This is a genomic window from Azospirillum brasilense, from assembly GCF_005222205.1.
GTDB classification, from domain to species: domain Bacteria; phylum Pseudomonadota; class Alphaproteobacteria; order Azospirillales; family Azospirillaceae; genus Azospirillum; species Azospirillum brasilense_G.
This window is the reverse complement of the sequence record NZ_CP032348.1, coordinates 1-20,779: the sequence shown is the minus strand read 5'-3', so window position 1 is coordinate 20,779 and position 20,779 is coordinate 1. Positions and strand designations below refer to the sequence as shown.

16 protein-coding genes and 3 pseudogenes are annotated in these 20,779 nt (G+C 69.3%); 2 read left to right on the top strand and 17 right to left on the bottom strand.

What is annotated here, in order from left to right; translation table 11 throughout:
• Positions 1–368 precede the first annotated feature (368 nt).
• Positions 369–593 carry a hypothetical protein gene (locus D3869_RS25990; protein WP_137142670.1) on the bottom strand — a complete coding sequence of 75 codons (225 nt, stop codon included), beginning with the start codon at positions 591–593 and terminating at the stop codon, positions 369–371.
• 180 nt (positions 594–773) lie between these two features.
• Between D3869_RS25990 and D3869_RS25985 the strand changes: the two genes are divergently transcribed.
• Together D3869_RS25985 and D3869_RS25980 are read left to right on the top strand one after the other, a co-directional pair.
• The gene (locus D3869_RS25985) at positions 774–1,796 is read left to right on the top strand and encodes an AAA family ATPase (protein ID WP_137142669.1); all 1,023 of its coding nucleotides are present in this window, start codon (positions 774–776) and stop codon (positions 1,794–1,796) included.
• Entirely contained in the window at positions 1,786–2,643 is an 858-nt protein-coding gene (locus D3869_RS25980; protein ID WP_137142668.1) for a ParB/RepB/Spo0J family partition protein, read from the top strand. Before D3869_RS25985 ends, D3869_RS25980 begins: the two co-directional genes overlap by 11 nt.
• 262 nt (positions 2,644–2,905) lie before the next feature.
• Here D3869_RS25980 and xsc read toward each other — a convergent pair whose 3' ends face one another.
• The 16 genes and pseudogenes from xsc to D3869_RS25905 all read right to left on the bottom strand — a co-directional run bounded on the left by xsc (position 2,906) and on the right by D3869_RS25905 (position 20,607).
• Positions 2,906–4,681: a sulfoacetaldehyde acetyltransferase gene (xsc, locus tag D3869_RS25975; RefSeq protein ID WP_137142667.1), complete on the bottom strand. Its 1,776-nt coding sequence runs from the start codon at positions 4,679–4,681 to the stop codon at positions 2,906–2,908.
• A gap of 47 nt (positions 4,682–4,728) precedes the next feature.
• Positions 4,729–5,097 (bottom strand): hypothetical protein, encoded by a 369-nt coding sequence (locus tag D3869_RS25970; RefSeq protein ID WP_137142666.1) that lies wholly within the window; start codon positions 5,095–5,097, stop codon positions 4,729–4,731.
• 52 nt (positions 5,098–5,149) lie between these two features.
• Positions 5,150–6,109, bottom strand: a complete 960-nt coding sequence (locus tag D3869_RS25965) for a dimethyl sulfoxide reductase anchor subunit family protein (RefSeq protein ID WP_137142665.1) — start codon at positions 6,107–6,109, stop codon at positions 5,150–5,152.
• Between the two features lie 13 nt (positions 6,110–6,122).
• Positions 6,123–6,878, bottom strand: coding sequence for a 4Fe-4S dicluster domain-containing protein (locus D3869_RS25960; RefSeq protein WP_137142664.1), 756 nt, complete (start codon positions 6,876–6,878; stop codon positions 6,123–6,125).
• Positions 6,875–9,871 carry a molybdopterin oxidoreductase family protein gene (locus D3869_RS25955; RefSeq protein WP_137142663.1) on the bottom strand — a complete coding sequence of 999 codons (2,997 nt, stop codon included), beginning with the start codon at positions 9,869–9,871 and terminating at the stop codon, positions 6,875–6,877. The genes D3869_RS25960 and D3869_RS25955 overlap by 4 nt, the downstream gene beginning before the upstream one ends.
• Before the next feature lie 117 nt (positions 9,872–9,988).
• Positions 9,989–10,897 (bottom strand): succinate--CoA ligase subunit alpha, encoded by a 909-nt coding sequence (locus D3869_RS25950; RefSeq protein WP_137142662.1) that lies wholly within the window; start codon positions 10,895–10,897, stop codon positions 9,989–9,991.
• Positions 10,894–12,018 (bottom strand): ADP-forming succinate--CoA ligase subunit beta, encoded by a 1,125-nt coding sequence (gene sucC / locus D3869_RS25945; protein ID WP_137142661.1) that lies wholly within the window; start codon positions 12,016–12,018, stop codon positions 10,894–10,896. Before sucC ends, D3869_RS25950 begins: the two co-directional genes overlap by 4 nt.
• An 11-nt stretch (positions 12,019–12,029) precedes the next feature.
• Positions 12,030–13,457: an acylating sulfoacetaldehyde dehydrogenase gene (gene sauS / locus D3869_RS25940; protein WP_137142660.1), complete on the bottom strand. Its 1,428-nt coding sequence runs from the start codon at positions 13,455–13,457 to the stop codon at positions 12,030–12,032.
• Between the two features lie 46 nt (positions 13,458–13,503).
• Entirely contained in the window at positions 13,504–15,042 is a 1,539-nt protein-coding gene (locus D3869_RS25935) for a tripartite tricarboxylate transporter permease (RefSeq protein ID WP_137142659.1), read from the bottom strand.
• A 24-nt stretch (positions 15,043–15,066) separates the two neighbouring features.
• Positions 15,067–15,603: a tripartite tricarboxylate transporter TctB family protein gene (locus tag D3869_RS25930; protein ID WP_137107419.1), complete on the bottom strand. Its 537-nt coding sequence runs from the start codon at positions 15,601–15,603 to the stop codon at positions 15,067–15,069.
• A gap of 52 nt (positions 15,604–15,655) precedes the next feature.
• On the bottom strand, positions 15,656–16,645 hold the full coding sequence (locus D3869_RS25925) for a Bug family tripartite tricarboxylate transporter substrate binding protein (RefSeq protein WP_137142658.1): 990 nt from the start codon (positions 16,643–16,645) through the stop codon (positions 15,656–15,658).
• A 32-nt stretch (positions 16,646–16,677) separates the two neighbouring features.
• Positions 16,678–17,673 carry a bifunctional enoyl-CoA hydratase/phosphate acetyltransferase gene (locus tag D3869_RS25920; protein ID WP_137142657.1) on the bottom strand — a complete coding sequence of 332 codons (996 nt, stop codon included), beginning with the start codon at positions 17,671–17,673 and terminating at the stop codon, positions 16,678–16,680.
• Positions 17,674–17,687: 14 nt separating this feature from the next.
• The gene (locus tag D3869_RS25915) at positions 17,688–18,575 is read right to left on the bottom strand and encodes an IclR family transcriptional regulator (protein ID WP_137142656.1); all 888 of its coding nucleotides are present in this window, start codon (positions 18,573–18,575) and stop codon (positions 17,688–17,690) included.
• A 211-nt stretch (positions 18,576–18,786) separates the two neighbouring features.
• Positions 18,787–19,136, bottom strand: a pseudogene (locus D3869_RS34155) (IclR family transcriptional regulator).
• Positions 19,137–19,429: 293 nt separating this feature from the next.
• Positions 19,430–19,648 (bottom strand): annotated as a pseudogene (locus D3869_RS34150) (hypothetical protein); the annotation flags it as partial.
• 495 nt (positions 19,649–20,143) lie between these two features.
• Positions 20,144–20,607, bottom strand: a pseudogene (locus tag D3869_RS25905) (Lrp/AsnC family transcriptional regulator).
• Positions 20,608–20,779 lie beyond the last annotated feature (172 nt).

Sequence of the window (20,779 nt, the reverse complement as noted above, 5' to 3'; positions counted from 1 at the left end):
CAGCGAAGTCACGTCGAACCTCTCGCGTGGTTGGTCGAATGGGCACAACCGGTGCGGACGTGGAACCCCGCCCGTCCCGCTTCCCTGGCCGGAGGCCAGAGCCGTCGGATCGTCAAAGGTCGAAGCTCCGCGGAAGGTCCTAGGCAGATCACGCGCGGCCTACGGTCTTTGCGATCGTCCACAAACAATAGGAGACGCACGGGAAAATCACACAAACCCTGATGGGTTCGCGCAAAATCCCACTGGATTATTCTCTGTGGCTAAGCGCTTTTTCTGAGGATTGTATGGGCTACGCCCGTATCGACCCGAATGCTGCGGCGCAATACGCCCAATTCGACGCCGCGAGCGGGGTTTTGACGATTCCGCTGTCAGAACATCGTCAGTTGGATGATGCCATCCGCGCGGGCGTGGCGTTCCGCCGCGTTGGCGGCGGCATCCTGGGCTCCGTCCTGCGATTGGGCGATCCCGACGGCGATGCGCTCCCCGGCCACCGACACGGTCCAGGTCCAGCGCCCATCGGTCCGCCATGACACGGCCAGTTCGCAGCCATGCGCCTGACACACCAGTTGCCGCACCGACCAGTTCGCCGCCATTCGCGCAAACCCCATAGCCCCGGAACCGCCGCCGGCCCCGTATGCCTTAGTTATGCACTGGAGAGGCCATGTTCCGCCAGTGCCGGCTGCTCCGGAACGCGGGTAGACACCCATTGCGGGGGTTGGGACGACTTGATAGCTTCCGGGACGACTCCGGCACAATGGCGCGACGAGGGGGCAATGACCGGCGACGATTTGAAGCTGCTGCGCGAAAGGCGCGGCCTCACCCAGACGCAGATGGCCGCGTTCGTGAACGAACTGACCGGCCGCCGCTACGACAAGCAGCGGCTCAGCAAGTGGGAAACGGGGCGCGAGCCCCTGCCCCGCGACGTGCTGGGCCGGCTGTTGCTGCTCTCCCTGGAGCAGCCGGCGACCGAGGCGCCGCGCGCCGGAACGACCATCGCCGTCGGCCTGCAAAAGGGCGGCACGGCCAAGACGGCGACCTCGATCAACGTCGCCTTCATGCTGGCCCGGTCCGGCAACCGCGTGCTGCTGGTGGACGCCGATCCGCAGGGCAACGCCACGGTCCATGTCGGCGTGCCGCAAACCGACGTGGTGGCGCTGACCGAGCAGGGCAGGGTGCTCTACCACGCGCTGATGGGAAAGGCGAAGCTGGCCGAGGTCATCCGCCCGACCAACGTCGAGGGGCTGGACGTCGTGCCCTCGAGCATCGCGCTCGCCAGCGCCGACACCGAACTGCCCGGCAACCTGACCAACGCCCAGACCGCCATGGCGGAAATGCTGGACGCGGTGCGGGGCGACTATGATTTCATCCTGATCGACTGCGCGCCGAACCTGGGGGCGGTCACCATCAACGCGCTGACCGCGGCGGACTATGTGCTGATCCCCTGTCAGGCGGAGCCGCACGCCATCCTCGGCGTGAACGCCTTCCTGGACACGGTGACGAAGATCCAGCGACGGCTGAACCCGAACCTGCGGGTGCTGGGCGTGCTGCCGACCATGCTCAATCCCCGCCAGACCCAGGACCGCTCCTCGCTGGACGACATCGGCCGGCTGTGGGGCGAGGATTACCGGGTTTTCCCGCCGGTGCCGCGCGCGACGATCTACGCGCAGGCCGCCGGGGCCAACGTCATCACGCTGGACGCCGACATCGGCGCGCCGGGCGTGGAAAGCTACGCCGCCATCGCCGGTGCCCTGCTGAAGGCCACCGGACGCATCCGGGAGTCGTCCGATGCCGCCTAAGAAGCTGACCCGCCAGACCGCCGCCACGGTCCTGCAAGCGAAGAACACCGCCCCGGCTCCGGAGACCGACCGGCTGTTCGGGCTGACCGGTGCCCTGCCCCGGCTGATCGAGGTCGACGTCGCCGCTATCCGCACCGACCCCAATCAGCCGCGCACCGTCTTCGACGAAACGGCGCTCGCCTCGCTGGCCGCCTCCATCGAGCGCCACGGGCTGCAGCAGCCGGTGCTGGTGCAGGAGACGGCGGAGAAGGGCGTCTATCGCCTCGTGGCCGGGGAGCGCCGCCTGCGCGCCCACCAGATGCTCGGCCGCCCGACCATCGCCGCCATCATCACCAAGGGCAAGGCGGAGGAGATCGCGCTGATCGAGAACGTCCAGCGCGTGGACCTGGACGCCATCGATCTGGCCCGCGGCCTGACCCAGCTCATCGACAGCCACGGCTACGCCCAGGCGGAGGTCGCCGCGGTGCTCGGCTGCTCGGAGGCCGAGGTGTCGAAGCGGCTGAAGGTTCTGGATCTGCCCACCGACATCCTCCGCGAGTATCGGGAGAACCCCGACGCGGTGTCCCGTTCCGCCTTGGTCGAGCTGGCCTTCGTCGGCGACGAAGGGGAGGTGCGGCGGCTGTGGCAGTCGGCGCGCACCGGCGGGCTGACGGTGCAGTCGGTGCGCGCGGCGCGGGCGTCCAAGGCGCCGGGCTCGGTGGAGCCGATGCGTGTGCTCGGCCGCTCGATCAACCGCATCGAGAAGGAGCTGAAGGCCATCGACGCGGTCAGCAATGCGATGCAGAAGGAGCATCGGGAGCTGCTGCGGGACCTGCGGATGCGCATCGACGATCTGCTGGAGGAGTAACCACTTTCGAAATCGAAAGCGCCTTTAGGTTGCAGATGTTAAGAAATCCCACAACCCTTGAGCGCTTTCGAAGTCGAAATGCGGAACACCCCAAAGCGTCGATTTTGGACAGTCTTGCCCCCACCCCAACCCTCCCCCGCTGCGCAGGGGAGGGGGCAAAAAAAATTCCCTCCCCTGCGTGAGCGGGGGAGGGTCAGGGTGGGGGCAAGGCCCCTGCAACTCATTTCAAAGAAGCACCGCGTGAATGGTGCTGTGCTTCGCCTTACACGGCCTGCTGCGGGCGCATGTCCGACGGGTCGATGCCGGCGACCGCGACCGGCTTCTTCATGGCGTCGCGGCGGAAGGGCTCGCCCAGCTCCTGGTTCAGGATCACCTCGACGAAGGTGGTGATGCCGCGCCCCTGGTCCTCGATGGCTTGGCGCAGGGCTGCCGTGACCTCGTCCTGGGTGCGCGCGGTGACGCCCTTCAGGCCGCAACCCTCGGCCACCTTGGCGTAGCTGAGCTTGGGGTTCAGCTCCGTGCCGACGAAGTTGTTGTCGAACCACAGCGTCGTGTTGCGCTTCTCCGCCCCCCACTGGAAGTTCCGGAAGATCACCATGGTGACCGCCGGCCATCCCTCGCGCCCGATGGAGGACATCTCGTTCATCGAGATGCCGAAGGCGCCGTCACCGGCGAATCCCACAACCGGCGTGTTCGGGCAGCCGATCTTCGCCCCGACGATCGACGGGAAACCGTAGCCGCAGGGGCCGAACATGCCCGGCGCCAGATACTTCCGCCCCTCCTCGAAGGTGGGGTAGGCGTTGCCGATGGCGCAGTTGTTGCCGATGTCGGTGGAGAGGATGGCGTCCGCCGGCAAGGCGGCCTGGATGGCGCGCCACGCCTGCCGCGGCGACATGCGGTCGGACTCGCGCTCGCGCGCCTCGGCGTTCCAACTCGTTCCGGGATCGTCCTCCTCATGGTCGAGCGAGGACAGGAGCTGCAGCCACGCCGACTTGGTCTGGTGGATCAGCGCGCGGCGTTCCAGCCGGCCCGCGTCCCCGGCGCCGGGGGCGAGTTGCGCCAGGATCTGCTGCGCGACTTGGCGGGCGTCGCCACAGATGCCGACCGACACCTTCTTGGTCAGGCCGATGCGGTCGGGGTTGATGTCCACCTGAATGATCCGCGCGTCCTTCGGCCAATAGTCGATGCCGTAGCCGGGCAGGGTCGAGAAGGGGTTGAGCCGGGTGCCGAGCGCCAGCACGACGTCGGCCTTGGCGATCAGCTCCATGGCCGCCTTGGACCCGTTGTAGCCGAGCGGCCCGACCGACAGCGGGTGGCTGCCGGGGAAGGCGTCATTGTGCTGGTAGCCGCAGCAGACCGGCGCGTCCAGCCGCTCCGCCAGCGCGATGCTGTCCGGAATGGCCCCGCCGATCACCACTCCGGCGCCGTTCAGGATGACCGGGAACTTCGCCTCCGACAACAGGCGGGCCGCTTCGGCGATGGCCTGCCGCCCGCCCGCCGGGCGCTCCAGACGGACGATCTGCGGCAGCTCGACGTCGATGACCTGGGTCCAGAAATCGCGCGGCACGTTGATCTGCGCCGGGGCGCAGCCGCGCCACGCCTTCTCGATGACGCGGTTCAGCACCTCGGCCATGCGGCTGGGGTCGCGCACCTCCTCCTGATAGCAGACCATCTCCCGGAACATGGCCATCTGCTCGACCTCCTGGAAACCGCCCTGGCCGATGGTCTTGTTGGCGGCCTGCGGCGTCACCAGCAGCATCGGCGTGTGGTTCCAGTAGGCGGTCTTGATGGAGGTGACGAAGCCGGTCACGCCGGGGCCGTTCTGGGCGATGGCCATGGCCATCTCGCCGGTGACCCGGCTGTAGCCGTCGCAGATCAGGGCGGCGTTGGTCTCGTGCGCGCAGTCCCAGAACCGGATGCCGGCCTTGGGGAAGAGGTCGGAGACCGGCATCATGGCCGAACCGATGATCCCGAAGGCGTGCCGGATGCCGTGCATCTGAAGGACCTTCACGAACGCTTCCTCGGTGGTCATTTTCATGGTGCGCATCCTCGTTGCATGGATTGGGGAGTAGGGCGGCGGGGCGGTCAGCCGGCGATCACGCGCGGCATGGCCCGCTCGCCGGGGCCGGGACAAATGGCGGGTCGGTGCACGGCGATCAGGGGGGCGTAGCCGTCGGCCCCCTCTGGCATCGGCATGGCGAACCAGCGGTAATGGCGCCCGCTCCAGACGAGCAGCCCTTGGCTCAGGCCGTGGCCGTCCACCGCGAAGCGGTCGAGAAGGTGCCCCGCGAGGCCGGCGGACAGCGGCTCGTAGACGATGCCCGGACCGGAGCGGAAGCCGACGCGAGGGCAGGAGGGCGAGCCGCAGATGTAGAGGCTCCGGGCGTCCATCGCCTTGGCGCGGGTCATGAGAAGGGCCAGGGCGGAGCCGTGATCGGTGTGGTCCTGCGGCATGTCTGCTCCTTTCCCGATTGAGGGGTGAAGAGGCGGGGCCAGAGTGGCGGGCTCAGGCTTCCCCGGCGCCGTAGAAGAGGGTCACGGTGTGCTTCGCCTCGGCGAAGAAGAGCCAGCGCTCGGCGATCACCCCCAGCGCGGCGGCGGCAACGGCCAGCAGCGCCAGGGTGCCGGACAGGGCGCCGGGACCGGCGACCAGCGCGCTGAGGCTCAGCGCCGCCGGCAGGGCGAAGGCGGCGACGCGGGTGATGAGGCGCAGGCGGACGGCGTGGCGGCGCCCGACGCGGAAGCCCATTTCCTTGAGCAGGTAATTGTCCTCGCTGTGCGGGGCGTCGAGCAGGCGGACCCGCCCGATGTGACCCAATCCATTGTGACCGAGGCCGGTCGCCGTCTCCGCCGTGCTGACGGGGTGGGCGGTGGCGCAGTGCCGCCAGTGCCCCTCCTTGGCCGCCCAGGCCAGCCCCACCGACGCCAAGGCCAGCAGGGAGGACCAGCCCGCCGCCTGCCCCGCCACGCCCAGCAGCGCGTTCAGCAGCAGCGCCCCGGTCATCAGCGACAGCGCCAGATAGGTGCGCGGCACCCACGGGTTGGCCCACTGGCGGATGGGCTTCAGCGAAGCGTAGATCATCGCCGTGCAATAGACGGTGACCGCCGCCATCGCCGCGGTGATCCAGCCGGCGACCCCCGCCACACCGCTCCCCAAGAAGAGCCAAGCGATGGCGAAGACGCCCGCCGGCAGGAAGGTGGCGACCGCCGCGACGCCTTCGCGCGACAGCCAGGAGCTGCGCCACTGCGACAGCGCCCGCCATGCCCGCTCCGGCCGGCCGAGATGGGCCAGCGAGGACAGCAGCCCGGCCACCACCAGCCCCAAGGCGAGGGCGAGGGCGGCGAGGCCGAACAGCGGACTCGCCGGCAGCAGGCCGAAGGGCGCCAGCAGGCCGAGCAGGGCGAGCAGGCCGTAGCCGGCGCCCGCCGCGCTGGTGAAGAAGATGATGGAGAAGGCCGGATGCATCGGATTCCCTCCCTCAGCGCGCCAGGATGCGGTCGGCCCATTTCAGCAGGCCGTGGAGCGGCAAATCGTCGTTGGCGCTGTCCTTGGTGACGCGCTCGTCGAGCGCCAGGGTGGGGCGGGGGCGGGGCGGCAGGTACTTGTTGGTCGGCTCGTAGCCCAGCTCCGGCATCAGGTCGTAGCCGCCGCGCTCCGCCACCAGCTTCGAGACGGCGGAGGACGGGTCGGCGAGGTCGCCGAAATGCCGGGCGGAGGTCGGGCAGACCATGACGCAGGCCGGCACCCGCTCCGTCTCCGCCAGCGTCTCGTTGTGGATGCGGTCGATGCACAGCGTGCATTTCTTCATCACGCCGACGTCCTGGTCGAACTCCCGCGCGCCGTAGGGGCAGGCCCAGGAGCAGAGCTTGCAGCCGATGCACAAATCCTCGTTGACCAGCACGATGCCGTCCTCGGCCCGCTTGTAGGAGGCGCCGGTCGGGCAGACGGTCACGCAGGCCGGCTGTTCGCAATGCAGGCAGGAGCGCGGGAAGTTGGTGGTGCGCGACCCGCAGCCGCTGTCACCGGTTCCGGCCTCGAAGCTGTGGATACGGTTGAACCACACCCCGTCCGGGCCGGCGCCGTAGGCGTCGGTATCGGTCAGCGGCGCCATGTGGCCGCCGTCGTTCCACTGCTTGCAGGCCACCGCGCAGGCGTGGCAGCCGACGCAGGTGTCGAGGTCGATGACCAGCCCCAGCCGGGGGGCGCCGGGCTCGCGGTTGGGAAGGCTCGTCATGACCGCACTCCCCGAGATGTGGGACGGAAGGCGGCGCCGGTGCGCAGGATGGCGGGCGGCGGCTCGACGCCCGGCGGCATGGCCTGGGCGGGGAAGCGCGGCATGGTCTCGGCGCGCTCCTTCGGCGACGCCTTCTCGACACGGACGCGCAGGTCGTACCAGGCGGCCTGCCCGGTCACCGGGTCGGCGTTGGCGTGGCGGTAGCCGTTGCGCTCCGGCAGCAGTTCCGAGATCAGGTGGTTGAGCAGGAAGCCCTTGGTCCCCTCCGGCGCGTCGGTGGACAGGTTCCAGGCGCCGGAGCGCTTGCCGATGGCGTTCCAGGTCCACACCGTCCCGGCCTCCACCCCATCCATCAGACGGACCGGCACCCGGATGCGCCCGGTCGGGCTGGTCACCCAGGCCCAGTCGCCGTCGGCGAGGCCGAGCGCCTCCGCGGTGGAGCGCGCGATGTAGAGGCTGTTGCGCGCCAGGATCTGCCGCAGCCAGGCGTTCTGCGAGCCCCAGGAATGGTACATGGGCATCGGGCGCTGGGTGACCGCGTGCAGCGGGAAGGCGCTCACGTCCAGCCCCTCCTCCTCCAGCGGCGGATACCAGAAGGGCAGGGGGTCGAAGTAGGTCTCCACCCGCGGCCGCTTGTCGGCGGGCGGCACCACCGCGCCGTGCCCGCGCGCGGCAAGGCGGAATTTCTGGAGCGGCTCGACATAGAGCTGGAGGATCACCGGCTCCGGCTTGTCGAGGAAGCCCATGCGGGTGGCGGTTTCCAGATAGGCTTGGTTGGCGTGCTTGAAATAGTGCTGCTCCGGCGGCAGCTCGAAATGCCAGAAGCAGCCGTTGCGGACGTAGCGGTCGAGCTGGTCCGGGTTGGGCGCGCCCTTGCCGGCGTCCTTCCCGTCGGCGCCGCGCCAGCCGGCCAGCGGGCCGATGCCGGGCTTGCGCTCGTGGTTGGTCATGTAGTCGGGATAGCCGCCGGGGTAGCGCGGGCTGCCGTCCTCCCGGACGAAGGCCGGCAGGCCGAGCCGCGCGCCCAGCTCGATCAGCACGTCCTGGAAGGGCCGCACGTCACGGTCGGGGGTCAGCACCGGCTGGCGGATGGAATCGCCGGGGCCGTGCGCGCTGCCGATCGGGCGGTCGAGCAGCGAGATGCAGTCCCACCGCTCCAGGTAGGTGGTGTCGGCCAGCACGAGGTCGGCGTAGGCCACCATCTCCGAGGCGTAGGCGTCGCAATAGACGATGAAGGGGATGCGGTACTCGCCGCTGTCCGGGTCCTTGTCGGACAGCATCCGCATCGTCTCGGACGTGTTCATCGACGAGTTCCAGGCCATGTTGGCCATGTACATGAACAGCGTGTCGACGCGGTACGGGTCGCCCTCCCAGGCGTTGGCGACCACCATGTGCATCAGGCCGTGCACCGACAGCGGCGCGTCCCAGCTGAAGGCCTTATCGATACGCAGCGGCTGCCCGTCCTCGCCGACCAGCAGGTCCTCCGGTCCCATGGGGTAGCCGAGCGGCATCCCGTGGATGGCCTTGCCGGGGCCGGTCTCGCCGCGCTTGCCGGCGGGTTTGGGACCCGGCGGGGCGGGGCGGGGGTAGGGCGACTTGTAGCGCCAGCCGCCCGGCACGTCGATGGTGCCCAGCAGGATTTGCAGGATGTGGATGGCCCGGCAGGTGTGGAAGCCGTTGGAATGGGCGGAGATGCCGCGCATGGCGTGCATGGCAATGGGCCGCCCGACCATCCGCTCGTGGCGCCGCCCGGCCCAGTCGGTCCAGGGCTGCTCGATGGTCAGCGTCTCCTGGAAGGCGAGGTGCGCCATCTCGGCGGCGATGCGGCGGATGGTGTCGGCGGGGACGCCGCAGCGCTCGGCCACCGCCTCCGGCGCGTGCTGCGGGTCGAGGTAGCGTTCGGCCAGCAGATGGAAGGAGGGCACGGCCCGCCGCCCGTCCGGCAGGGTGACGGCGCCGACGAGCGCCGGGCGGATGCCGGCTTGCGTGGCGGGAACGGTGCGCTGCTCCACCGCGTCCCAGGCCAGCGGGGCGCCGTCGGCGTCGCGGGCGAACAGGCCGTCGTCGGGGGCGCCGGGGTCCTGGATGACCAGCCAGGGGGCGTTGGTGTAGCGGACGAGATACTCGGCGTCGATGCGGTCGGCGCGCAGAAGCTCGTGGATCAGGGCGAAGACGAACAGCCCGTCGCTGCCCGGACGGATGCCGACCCACTCGTCGGCGATGGCGGAATAGCCGGTCTTGATCGGGTTGACGGAGACGATCTTGGCGCCGCGCGCCTTCATCTTCGACAGGCCGATCTTGATCGGGTTGCTGTCATGGTCCTCGGCCACGCCGAACAGCAGCAGGTAGCGAGTGTGGTCCCAGTCCGGCTCCCCGAACTCCCAGAAGCTGCCGCCCAGCGTGTACATGCCCGCCGCCGCCATGTTGACGGAGCAGAAGCCGCCGTGCGCCGCGAAGTTGGGCGTGCCGAACTGCGCCGCCCAGAAGCCGGTCAGCGACTGGCTCTGGTCGCGTCCGGTGAAGAAGGCGAGCTTGCAGGGGTCGCTGTCGCGGATCTTGGACAGGCGCTCGGTCAGGATGGTCAGCGCCTCGTCCCACTCGATCTCACGGAACTCGCCGGTGCCCCGCTCCCCGGTGCGCAGCAGGGGCTTGCGCAGCTTGGCCGGGGAGTTCTGGGTCATGATGCCGGCGGACCCCTTGGCGCAGATCACGCCGTGGTTCACCGGATGGTCCTTGTTCCCCTCGATGAAGCGGAGCTGGCCGTCCTTGATGTGCACTTTGATGCCGCAGCGGCAGGCGCACATGTAGCAGGTGGTGTATTTGACCGTGTCGGAGACGGTCGGCGAGGGGTTCAGTTCCTCGCGCGGCGACTGGTAGCGGTCGAGCCAGCCGCGCGCGTCCTCGGGCGCCGCCGGCCCGCTCCTTCGCTGGAAGCCCTGGGTAAAGGCGAACCCGCGCGCGCGCTGGCCGCCGACGTCGTCGATCTTCGCCATCCTGTTCCGTTCCCTTCCGGAATGCCTCCCCCGTTCTCTCCCGGCGGGGGCCGGGAGAGGGGGCCAGGAGAGGGGGGCTGTGCTGCCGTGCCGTTCTTCGAAAGTGCTGCCGCGCAGTCAGTCCGCGAGCCGTTGCGCGCCCGACCGTTTCGCGGCCTCAGCCATCAGCGCGTCGAGGGCCGCCGGCAGGTCGCCGGGCACGTCCACCACCACGGCCCCGGCGCGTTCCAGCGCGCCGCGCTTGGAGGCGTAGCTGCCGCGGTCGCCGGTCACGATGGCGCCGGCGTGGCCCATCTTCTTGCCCGGCGGGGAGGCACGGCCGGCGATGAAGGAGACGACGGGCTTGTCCGTCTTCGCCACCAGCTCCGCCGCCTCCTCCTCCATGCTGCCGCCGATCTCGCCGACGAGCGCGATGGCGTCGGTGCCCGGATCGTCGATCAGGGCGGCCAGCGCGTCCTTGGTCGTTGTGCCGATCATCGGGTCGCCGCCGATGCCGAGGAAGGCCGACTGGCCATGGCCGCCGCGCACGAGGTTCAGGCAGACCAGCGTGCCCAGGCTGCCGCTGCGCGAGATGACGCCGACCCGGCCCGGCTGGAAGACGCGCGGGTTGAAGGCGGGCATGATGCCGACGAAGCCCTCGCCCGGCGTCACGATGCCGGCGGTGTTCGGCCCGATGATGCGGGTGCCGTGCTCCGCCGCTGCGGCGTGCATCTCCATCACGTCGTGCGACGGGATGTGCTCGGTCAGGCAGACGACGGTCTTCGCCCCCGCCTCGATGGCGTCGATGGCGGCGGCTTTGGCGGCGGCGGGCGGGATGAACATCACCGACACGTCGAAGCCGCCGTTCGCCATGGCCTCCTTCGCGGTGGCGAAGATGGGCACGCCGCAATGGTTCTGCCCGGCCTTCTTCGGGTTCACGCCGCCGACCACGGTGGTGCCGTAGGCCTGCATCTGCTCGGTCCAGAAGGTGCCCTGCTTGCCGGTGATGCCCTGCACCAGGACCCGGTCGCTCTTGCGTACGATCATCGCGCGGCCTCCACGGCTGCCGAAATGGCGTCTTCCATCCGGTCGTAGGGTTCGATCCCCAGCTCCTCGCGCACCATGCGCACGGCCTCGTCCTCGCCGGTGCCGTGGATGGAGAAGAAGACGGGGATGGTGGGGTTCAGCGTCTTCCAGGCCTGGATCACGCCGCCGGCCATCACGTCGGTGCGGGCGAAGGCGCCGCAGAAATTGACGACGAGGCTTTTGACGCCGGGGTTGGACAGCACGAGGTCCAGCGCCTCCGTCCCCTTGGTGTAGGCCTCGCCGCCGATCTCCAGGAAGTTGGCGGGGCGCCCGCCGGCGTGGCTGACCACGTCCATGGTCGTCATGGTCAGGCCGGCGCCGTTCGCCAGAACGCCGACGTTGCCCTCCAGCTCGATAAATTTGAGGTCGAGCGCCCGCCCGCGCTCCTCCAGCGCCGACAGCGGCTCCTTGGCGCCCAGTTCGGCGATGTCCGCCTGCCGGTAGAGGGCGGCATCGTCCACCGTCAGCTTGCAGTCCAGCGGCACGACGCGGCCGTCGGCGAGCAGGGCCAACGGGTTGATTTCCAGCAGCTCGGCGTCGTGCTGGCGGTAGACGCGGTAGAGATCGACCAGCATCGCCGCCACCGGCACCGCGGCCTCGCCGAGATCCAGCCCAAGCAGCAGGCGGCGCGCGTCCGCCGGGCCGAAGCCCTTGCGGATGTCCACCGCCATGCGGCGCAGGGATTCGGGCCGGGTCGCCGCGACCTCCTCGATGTCCATGCCGCCCTCGGTGGAGAACAGCACGAGCGGGCTGCGGCTGGCTGGGTCGTTCAGCACCGCGGCGTAGAATTCGCGGGCGATGGCCGCCTGCTCCTCGACCAGGACGCGGGCGACCGGGAAGCCGCCGATCTCCATGCCCAGGATGGCCTGCGCGGATGCTGCGGCCTCCTCCGGCGTGGCGGCCAGCTTGACGCCGCCCGACTTGCCGCGCTTGCCGGTCGGCACCTGCGCCTTGACCACCACCGGCCCGATGGCGCGGGCGGCGGCTTCGGCCTCCTGCGCGCTGGCGCAGAGGCGCCCCTGCGGGACGCTCACCCCGGCGCGGGCGAGCACGGATTTTCCGGCCTGTTCCTCGAAGTTCATCGTCGCCTCCGTCAGCGTCCGTGGCGGGACCAGAAGGGGCCGAACAGGGCCTCTTCGCTCGGCTTGTCCTCCGGGATCGGGCGGACGAGATGGGTGATGTTGACGAAGTGCTTCCAGCTCAGGTTCTCGGAGATGGAGTTCTTCTGCCAGCTCCCGCAGCCCATGGAGAGGGTGAAGTTCAGCCCGCTGTCGAAGCCGCCGCCGTTGCCGAAGGTGTGGGCGAAGTTGACCAGCACGCGCACCACGTCAAGCTCGTCGGCCAGCCGTTTGGCGTGGGCCTCGTCCTTGGTGTGGATGCCGCAGGAATGGCCGCGCCCCTGGTGGTCGAGGATCTTGCGGACCTGATCGACCGCCGCGTCGAAGTCCGGCACCCGGTAGACGGCCAGCACCAGCGACAGCTTCTCGCCGGAGAAGGGGTGCGCCTTGCCGACGCCGGATTCCTCCACCAGGAAGAAGCGGGCCTCGCGCGCCTTGGGCGCCAGCTCGAACGCCTCGGCCAGGACGGCGGCGTCCTTGGCGATCAGCTTGCGGTTCAGCTTGCCGTTCTCCCACAGGCGGGATTGCACGCGCTCCCGCTCCTCCGCCGTGCAGAGATAGGCGCCGGCCTCTTCCAGCGCCGCGATGGTCGCGTCGTAGACGGAATCGAGGACGACGAGCGCGTTCTCCGACGAGCAGGAGGTGGCGTTGTCGAAGGTCTTCGACGCGGCGATCTTGCGCGCCGCCTCGGCCAGATCGGCGCTCTCGTCCACGATGACCGGAACGTTGCCGGCCCCGACGCCGATGGCCGGGGTGCCGCTGGAATAGGCGCGGCGTACGTTGTCCTGGGAGCCGGTGACGACGACAAGGTCGACCGCCTCCATCAGCGCCTGGGTCAGGCCCTTGGTGATCGGGGTGGGGATCATCTGCACGAGATCCTCCGGCGCGCCGATGCGCGCCAGCTCGGCCCGCATCAGCTCGACCGTGCGGCCGGTGGCGGCGGAGCCCATGGGGGAGGGGGCGATGATGATGGCGTTGCGGCCCTTAACGGCCATCATCGCCTTGTTGACCGGCGTGGCCGCCGGGTTGGTGGAGGGGGTGACGGCGCCGACGACGCCCAGCGGCTTGGCGATTTTGACGATGCCCTTGGCGGTGTCCTCCTCGATCACGCCGACGGTGCGCACCCGCATCAGGTCGCGCAGCGTCCCGAAGGTCTTGCGCTGGTTCTTGATGACCTTGTCCGCGACGTTGCCGAGGCCGGTGTCGGCCACCGCCAGCTCCGCCAGGGCGCGGGCGCGGCCCGGTTCGTAGATGGCCCAGGCGAGCGCGGCGACGGCGTCGTCCACCCGCTCCTGCGTCGCGTCGGCGAAGGCGCGCTGGGCGGCGCGGGCGTGGGCGACGAGGGCGGCGACGGCCTCCTGGTCGGCGCTGGCCGGCGTTCGGTCGAGCATGATGTTGTCCATGGTTGCTTGTCTCTCTCCCTGAAGGTTCGTTCGTTTGTTCGGACGGTCAGGCTTTGAGCACCCGTTGCGGCGGCTCCTTGTGAGGCTGGTCCTTGGGCGGGCGGCGGAGCAGCGGCCTGCCCGACGGCCACATCGACCAGACGAGGAAGGCGATGGCCAGAGCCAGGATCGTTCCGCTGATCGGACGGGTGAAGAAGACCGTCATGTTGCCGTCGTAGTTGGCGAGCGAGGTGAGGAAGTAGCGCTCGCACAGCGGCCCCAGGATCACGCCGACCACCAGCGGGGCCGGCGGGAAGCCGGTGCGCTTCATGACGTAGCCGGCGATGCCGAAGGCGAGGCAGACATAGACGTCGAACAGGTTGTTGCGCACGCCGTAGGCGCCGACGACGCTCAGCACGATGATGAAGGCGCCGAGAATGGCCGGCGGCACGCGCATCAGCGTCGAGAAGACCCGTGCCACGCCCATCGCCGCGACGATCATCAGCAGGTTGGCGATCAGCATGCTGGCGAAGATCGTGTAGACCAGCGTGGCGTTCGAGGTGAAGAGGAGCGGGCCGGGGTTCAGCCCGTGGATCAACATGGCGGCCAGCATGATCGCCGTGGCGGCGCTGCCGGGGATGCCCAGCGTCAGCAGCGGGATCATGGCGGTGCCGGTGGTGGCGTTCTTGGCCGCCTCCGGGGCCGCCAGCCCCTCCTCGACGCCGGTGCCGAAGCGGTCACCCTTACCCGACGCCTGCTTTTCCACGCTGTAGGCGATGACCGCCCCCACCGTGGCCCCGGCGCCGGGAATGACGCCGATGGTGCAGCCGAGGCCGGTGCCGCGCAGGATCGAGGACTTGATCCGCCACAGGTCCGACAGGCCGACCTGCTTGCCGGGCTTCGTGGTGATGGAGCGGCCGCCGCCGGCCCGCTTGCAGATGAGGTCCACGACCTCGCCGATGGCGAACAGGCCGATCATCACGACGGTGAAGTTGATGCCGCTCTCCAGGTCGGGGACGCCCAACGTCAGGCGGGGCATGCCGTACATCGGATCGACGCCGACCGTCCCGATCAGCAGGCCGAGGAACATCGAGATCGCGCTCATCAGCGGCGCGTCCTTGGCGATGGCGATGACGCTGACGAGGCCCAGGATGGTGGCGGCGAAGAATTCCGGCTGGTCGAACTTCAACGCGAAGCTGGCGAAGGGCGGGGCGCCGAAAGTCAGCAGCAACGCGCTGGCCAGCCCGCCGAAGGCGGACGCGGTGATGGCGATGCTCAACGCCCGCGAGGACAGGCCCTTGCGCGTCATCGGGTAGCCGTCCCAACAGCTTGGCAGCGAGGCCGGCGTGCCGGGGATGTTGATGAGGATCGAGGAGATCGAGCCGCCGAACACGCCACCCACATAGATGCCGCCGAGGAAGGACATCGCCGTGACCGGCGGCAGCAGGTAGGTGAAGGGCAGGGCGATGGCCATGGCGTTGACGAAGGAGATGCCCGGCAGCGCGCCGGCCACCACCCCGAGCATCAGGCCCGAGACGAGGAGGACGAAATTGTACGGGTCGAGGGCGCCGGCGAAGCCACCGGCCAGATTGGCGAGGATATCCATGGGACGATCCTTCCGGTGGCCGGCTCAGTAGATGCCGAGCAGGCGGTAAAGCGCGACGGTGAAGTCGTCGAAGACGCCATGGCCGCGGTTCAGCGGCATCTGGGCGAGGAGGACGAAGACGTAGAGCAGCACCACGCAGCCGATGCCGGTGACCAGAGCCAGCGTCAGCGGGCGCCGGATGCCGCCGATGACGCACCACAAAGCGACGAAGGCGAGGGTGGCGACCGGAAAGCCGAGCTGCGGCAGGGCGAGGCCGTAGAGGACGACCAGCCCCAGCCCGATCATGGCCCGGCCATTGGCGTAGCCTTCGTATTCCTCGTCGACCGGTTTCTGCTGGTGGACCGCGCGCCGCAGCGCCAGGAGTTCCTTGGCGATCCAGATCAGGGCGCACAGCCCGACCGCGCCCAGCATCAGCCGGGGCCATCCCGTCGGTCCCACCGGGTCCGGCAGGCCGGCGATCATGGTGCTGTCGCGCACGATGTGTTGCGAGAGAAGAAGCGACCCGGTGAGCAGGGCCGCGGGTGTCGCCAGCCGGCGAAGACCGTGGGACAGGGGAGTCACGGTTCCCTCCCTGAGGAGCGATGAAACGGGTGGGGCGGATTTGGAACCGGACTCAGCCCGGTGTCTGGCCGACGGTCTTGGTGGCGAAGCGGTCCAGATAGCCCCTCACCGTCTCGTAGAAGGCCTTCACCTCCTCCTTGGCCTGGTCCGGCGTCACCAGCGTGTCGACGCAGGTGAAGGTGTCGGCGCAGAAGGCCTTCCATTCCGGGCTCGCCAGCACCTTGGCGGCGGCCTCGTGCAGCTTCTGCACGCGCTCCGGCGGCGTGCTGGCGGGCACCGCCAGCGTGCGGAAGTTGGGCAGGTCGCCGATGTCCAGCCCCAGCTCCGCCGAGGCGGGCACGTCGGGGAAGGAGGGGTGGCGCTGCTTGTCGAACACGACGATCGGGCGCAGGTCGCCGGATTTCAGGAACTGGGCGACGTCGCCCGGCTCCTCGTAGATCGCGTCGGTGTGGCCGCCGATGGGCGAGGCGTAGCGCTCCGAGGGGCGGGCGAAGGGGACGTTGGTCACCGGCACGCCCTGGCTTCCCAGATACTTCAGCGTGATGTCGTCCTGCGTGCCGTAGCCGGAGGTGGCGACGCGCAGCTTGCCGGGGTTGGCCTTGGCGTGGGCGGCGAACTCCTCGTAGGTCTTGAAGGGGCTGTTCTTCGAGACGTAGAGCATCGACGGCGAGTTCTGCATCATCGCCACATAGACGAAATTGTCCGGCTTCGCCGTGCCCAGGCCCGACGCCCAGGAGGAGACGGACAGCGCGATCAGCGTGCCGACCGTGTAGCCGTCGGCCGGGTTGGTCAGGACCCGCGTCAGGCCGGCGTTGCCCGACGCCCCGGATACGTTGACGACGGGCATGGCGACGTGGAGATGCGGTTCGGCGAGGCGGGCGAACTGGCGCGCCATCAAATCGGCGCCGCCGCCGGCCCCGAAGGTCGCGATGACCTCGATGGGGCGCGATGGGTAGTCGTCGGCGCGCGCGGGGGCGGATGACAGGACGGGTGTCAGCAGCGCGGCCACCGCCGCGGTGAGCGTCAAGGCGTTGCGGAGCATTTGCATTCCCTCCCAGGATTTATTTTTGACCGTCAGGCGTGCAGGCCGGGTGCGGCGCCTCCCTTGGCTGCGGTGGCGGGATAGGGCGGGCCCGGCGTGGCGGAGCGGCGCCCGGCGACGATCTGGGCGATGGCGGCGGCGGCGATGCGGGCCGCCGGCGGGTCGGCACGCGAGGTGAGGACGATCGGCACCGCAGCGCCGAGCACGATGCCCGCGGCGACCGCGTCCAGGAAATGCACCAGCGCCTTGAACAGGGCGTTGCCGGTCTCGATGTTCGGCACCACCAGGATGTCGGCGGCTCCGGCGCAGGGGTGGGTCAGGTTCTTGATCCGCGCCGCCTCGGCGGACACCGCGAGGTCGAGCGCCAGCGGCCCGAACACCGTCGCGCCCGGCACCTCCTGCCGGCACAGGCGGGTCAGCCGGTCGGCGTCCATGCTGGAGGGCACGCGCTCGGTCACCTCCTCGGTGCAGGACAGCAGCGCCACGCGCGGGTCGCTGCCGCCGACCAGCCGCCACAGCTCCACCGCGTTGCGGATGATGTCCAGCCGGGTCGTCAGCGACGGCGCCACGTTGATCGCCGCGTCGGTGATGACCAGCTCGCGGCTCGACCCCGGCAGCGTCATGTGGAAGGCGTGGGTGAAGCGGCGCCCGATGCGCAGCCCGCATTTCGGGTCGAGGGCCGCGAGCATCAGCGTGTCGGTGTGGATGTGCCCCTTCATCAGCGCGCCGACGTCGCCGGAGCGGGCGAGCGCCACCGCGATCCGCGCCGCCGCCGCGTCGTCGCGTGCCGGAACCACGCACGCGCCGTGGAGCGTCCAGCCGATCCGGCGGGCGCTGTCGGCGATGGCCGCCGGATCGCCGACCAGCACCGGCTCGATGAGGCCGAGATCGGTGGCGCGCCGCGCGCTTTCCAGCGCAACCGGCGACCCTGCGGCGACCACCGCCGTTGGAACCGGCTCCAGGGCGGCGCTGCGCGCCATCAGCCGGGCCGGGCATCCGGCGGCGGTCGTCTCAAGCGTCCTTGCCATGGCGTCCGTCTTCCTTAGGGTGAGAGGGCCGGCTCGGCCGGGGCGGCGTCGATGCCCAGCGCGCGGGCCATGTCGCTTGCGGCGCGGTGCAGGACCGGCAGGCGGTCGGCCACCGATTCCCGCGACAGCCGGACTTTCGGCGCCTGCACCGCCAGGGCGGCGATCATCCGTCCCGCGCCGTCGCGGATCGGCACCGCCGCGCAGAAGACGCCCGGCATGTATTCCTCGTCATCGAAGGAGTGACCGCAGGCGGCGATGCGCTCCAGCTCGGCGCGGAACAGCGCCGGGTCGCACAGCGTCGCCGCCGCCATCCGGGGCAGCGGCAGGCAATCCAGCAGGCGCCGCCGCGGCAGCTCCGGCAGGAAGGCGAGGAACAGCTTGCCCATCGCCGTGCAGTGCAGCGGCACCCGCGAACCGACGCCGAATTCCAGCCGCAGCGGCCAGCCTTCGACCTCGACGCGGTCGAGATAGACGACGTCGCCGCCTTCCAGCACGCCGATGTTGCAGGTCTCCCCCAGCTCCAGGCTGAGCGCCCGCAGCCGGGCGTGCGACGGCGCCTGGCCCAGGGAGCTGCGCAGCGTGTTGAGCGCCAGGGTGCGCAGTTTCGGGCCGACGGTCACCAGCCGGCCGTCGATCGGGCGGGCGAGGAAGCCGCGTTCCTCCAGCATGGCGATCAGCCGGTGCGCGGTCGGCTTCGGCAGGGCCAGCTTCTCGGCGATGTCCTTGACGGCCATCGGCTGCCCCGCCCCGGCCACCGCGTCCAGCAAGGCCAGGACGCGGTCGGCGAGGGGCCGGCGGTCGGCGGAGTTGTTGTCGGCAGCGTTGGTGTCGGCAACGTCTTCGGTGGTCGGTTCGCGGGGCTCCTGCAACGGGGCGGAGCCCAAGGCGATCTTCCGCGTCATCGTTCCTCCCCGTGACTGGAAGCGTATCGCCCGGCCTCTTGGTCTCACTCAGCGATACGATTTGTATCATTAACTCACAGGACCCTGGGTCGCGCAAGCCCAAAAAGTTCGTGTGCCCAATTATCCGAACATACGGGGGCATGCCCGGCCGGCATCCCGCGGCTCGGGCGATGAAACGTCCGGTTTTGAAGAACGATGGGGGTAGGAGGGACTATCCGAACTGCGCGGACAGGGCCTCGGCGCCGCGGCGGAGGATGGGCAGGACCTGCTCGACGCGGTCGTGCGACAGTCTGACCTTCGGGGCCTGCACGGCGATGGCTGCCACCATCCGGCCCGTGGAGGAGAGGATCGGCACGGCCACGCAGAACACGCCCACCACATACTCCTCGTCGTCGAGCGAGTAGCCGCGCGCGGCGATGCGCTCCAGCTCGGCGGCCAGCGCGTCCGGATCGGTGAGGTGTGGGCGGTCTGCGCGGAGAAGGGACCGGAGGCGAGCAGGCGGCTGCGCATACCGTCCGGCAGCGTGGCGAGGAACAGCTTGCCCATGGCCGTGCAGTGCATCGGCACGCGCGATCCGACGCCGAACTGGAGGCGCAGGGGCCAGTGCTCGACCTCCACGCGTCGAGATAGACGACGTCGCCGCCGTCGAGGACGCCGACGTTGCAGGTTTCCCCCAACTCGGCGCTGACCGCGCGCAGCACGGAGCGGACCGGCGCGCGGGACAGCGATGCGCGCAGAATGCCGACCGCCAGCCGCGCCGCCTCGACGCCGATGATGACGTCGCGCGTTTCCAGGTCCCGCGCCAGAAGGCCCTTCTCGATCAGGCCGTTGACGAGGCGGTGGGCGGTCGGCTTGGGCAGGCCGAGCGTCGCCCCGATGGTCTTCACCGCCAGCGGGCCGGAGGCCGACGCGACCAGTTCCAGGATCGCGAAGGTCCGGTCTGTGGCGGCCGCCTTCGGCTTGGCCGCGTCTTCTGGGACGTTGGCGGCGGCGTCGGGAGTCTGAGTGCTGCGCGTTTCAAGGTTCGCCTGCCCTGGCGGTTTCAGCGTCTCATTGAGTGAGACGTGACGCATATAGACCGCCCGCTTTGCGCAGGCAATAGGCAACGGGGGCGGAGCGCCGGCCCAGAGGGAGGCGAGACACTCGCATGTGATATCCCCTCTCCCGTCCCGGGAGAGGGAGGGGCCCGCGCGAAGCGTGGGAAGGGTGAGGGCCTGCCGAGAATCAGCGCCCTGATCCTCGGTTCTACCCTCACCCGCCCGCTACGCGGGCACCCTCTCCCGGGGCGGGAGAGGGATTTGATGCCGAGGCGATTGCTGCGCGGAAGGGGACGCCATGACGGGGCTTACAAACACCCGACCCATCTGGTTTGCTGCCAATCCCAGGATGAATTTTGTGAAAAACGCCTAATTTGTAGAAAAATTTTCTACGATGATGCATGGCTACAGCCAAAAAAGTAAAAAATTCTCATACGAACCATGCGATATTGAGAATCACTACAGGGGCTTCGCAAAAATTGCTGAAGCGTGAGTCTAAAAAGAAAACCAACAAGTAAAATCCTAGTTGTTCTAGGTCTTTACGTAAGAAAGAGGGACTTCCGTTGTCGACTTCATTTCCTCCATGGCGAACATCGATGAGACATCCTGAAGCTCGATGCGCTCGATGAGCTTTCGGTAGAAAGCGTCGTAGGCCTTGATGTCCGGAATGACCACCCGCAGCAGATAATCGATTTCGCCGCTCAGGCGGTAGAGATCAACAACCTCCGGTATGTCGGCCACCACGCGGCGGAACTCCTCCAGCCACTCCGCCGAGTGTTTGCTGGTTCGGACGGCCACGAAGACGGTCACGTCGACGTTCAGCTTGGCGCGGTCCAGCAAGGCCACGCGGCGGCGGACATAGCCTTCCTGTTCAAGGCGTTGCACGCGGCGCCAGCAGGGGGTGGCGGACAGGCCGACCTGCTTGCGAGGTCGGCGAGCGACAGGGTCGCGTCGGCCTGAAGGGCGGCCAGGATCTTCCGGTCGGTGGCGTCGATGGTCATCAGGGTTGCTCGGGGCCTTCGCGGTTGGGACGGATGATTTTGCTCGTTTGGCCCGCCAGGAGAAAAGCTTTTTCGTTTTGAGGATTTTGCATGCACCCGCATGCCGCCATCGCGGGCAGACCGCCCGGCCTTTGAGCAGGCGACGGCCGCCACCACAGGGCCAACA

Coding starts and splice junctions, on each gene's coding strand:
- D3869_RS25990 (WP_137142670.1), bottom strand. CDS start 593: ATGGCGGCGAACTGGTCGGTGCGGCAACTGGTGTGTCAGGCGCATGGC.
- D3869_RS25985 (WP_137142669.1), top strand. CDS start 774: ATGACCGGCGACGATTTGAAGCTGCTGCGCGAAAGGCGCGGCCTCACC.
- D3869_RS25980 (WP_137142668.1), top strand. CDS start 1,786: ATGCCGCCTAAGAAGCTGACCCGCCAGACCGCCGCCACGGTCCTGCAA.
- xsc (WP_137142667.1), bottom strand. CDS start 4,681: ATGAAAATGACCACCGAGGAAGCGTTCGTGAAGGTCCTTCAGATGCAC.
- D3869_RS25970 (WP_137142666.1), bottom strand. CDS start 5,097: ATGCCGCAGGACCACACCGATCACGGCTCCGCCCTGGCCCTTCTCATG.
- D3869_RS25965 (WP_137142665.1), bottom strand. CDS start 6,109: ATGCATCCGGCCTTCTCCATCATCTTCTTCACCAGCGCGGCGGGCGCC.
- D3869_RS25960 (WP_137142664.1), bottom strand. CDS start 6,878: ATGACGAGCCTTCCCAACCGCGAGCCCGGCGCCCCCCGGCTGGGGCTG.
- D3869_RS25955 (WP_137142663.1), bottom strand. CDS start 9,871: ATGGCGAAGATCGACGACGTCGGCGGCCAGCGCGCGCGCGGGTTCGCC.
- D3869_RS25950 (WP_137142662.1), bottom strand. CDS start 10,897: ATGATCGTACGCAAGAGCGACCGGGTCCTGGTGCAGGGCATCACCGGC.
- sucC (WP_137142661.1), bottom strand. CDS start 12,018: ATGAACTTCGAGGAACAGGCCGGAAAATCCGTGCTCGCCCGCGCCGGG.
- sauS (WP_137142660.1), bottom strand. CDS start 13,457: ATGGACAACATCATGCTCGACCGAACGCCGGCCAGCGCCGACCAGGAG.
- D3869_RS25935 (WP_137142659.1), bottom strand. CDS start 15,042: ATGGATATCCTCGCCAATCTGGCCGGTGGCTTCGCCGGCGCCCTCGAC.
- D3869_RS25925 (WP_137142658.1), bottom strand. CDS start 16,645: ATGCTCCGCAACGCCTTGACGCTCACCGCGGCGGTGGCCGCGCTGCTG.
- D3869_RS25920 (WP_137142657.1), bottom strand. CDS start 17,673: ATGGCAAGGACGCTTGAGACGACCGCCGCCGGATGCCCGGCCCGGCTG.
- D3869_RS25915 (WP_137142656.1), bottom strand. CDS start 18,575: ATGACGCGGAAGATCGCCTTGGGCTCCGCCCCGTTGCAGGAGCCCCGC.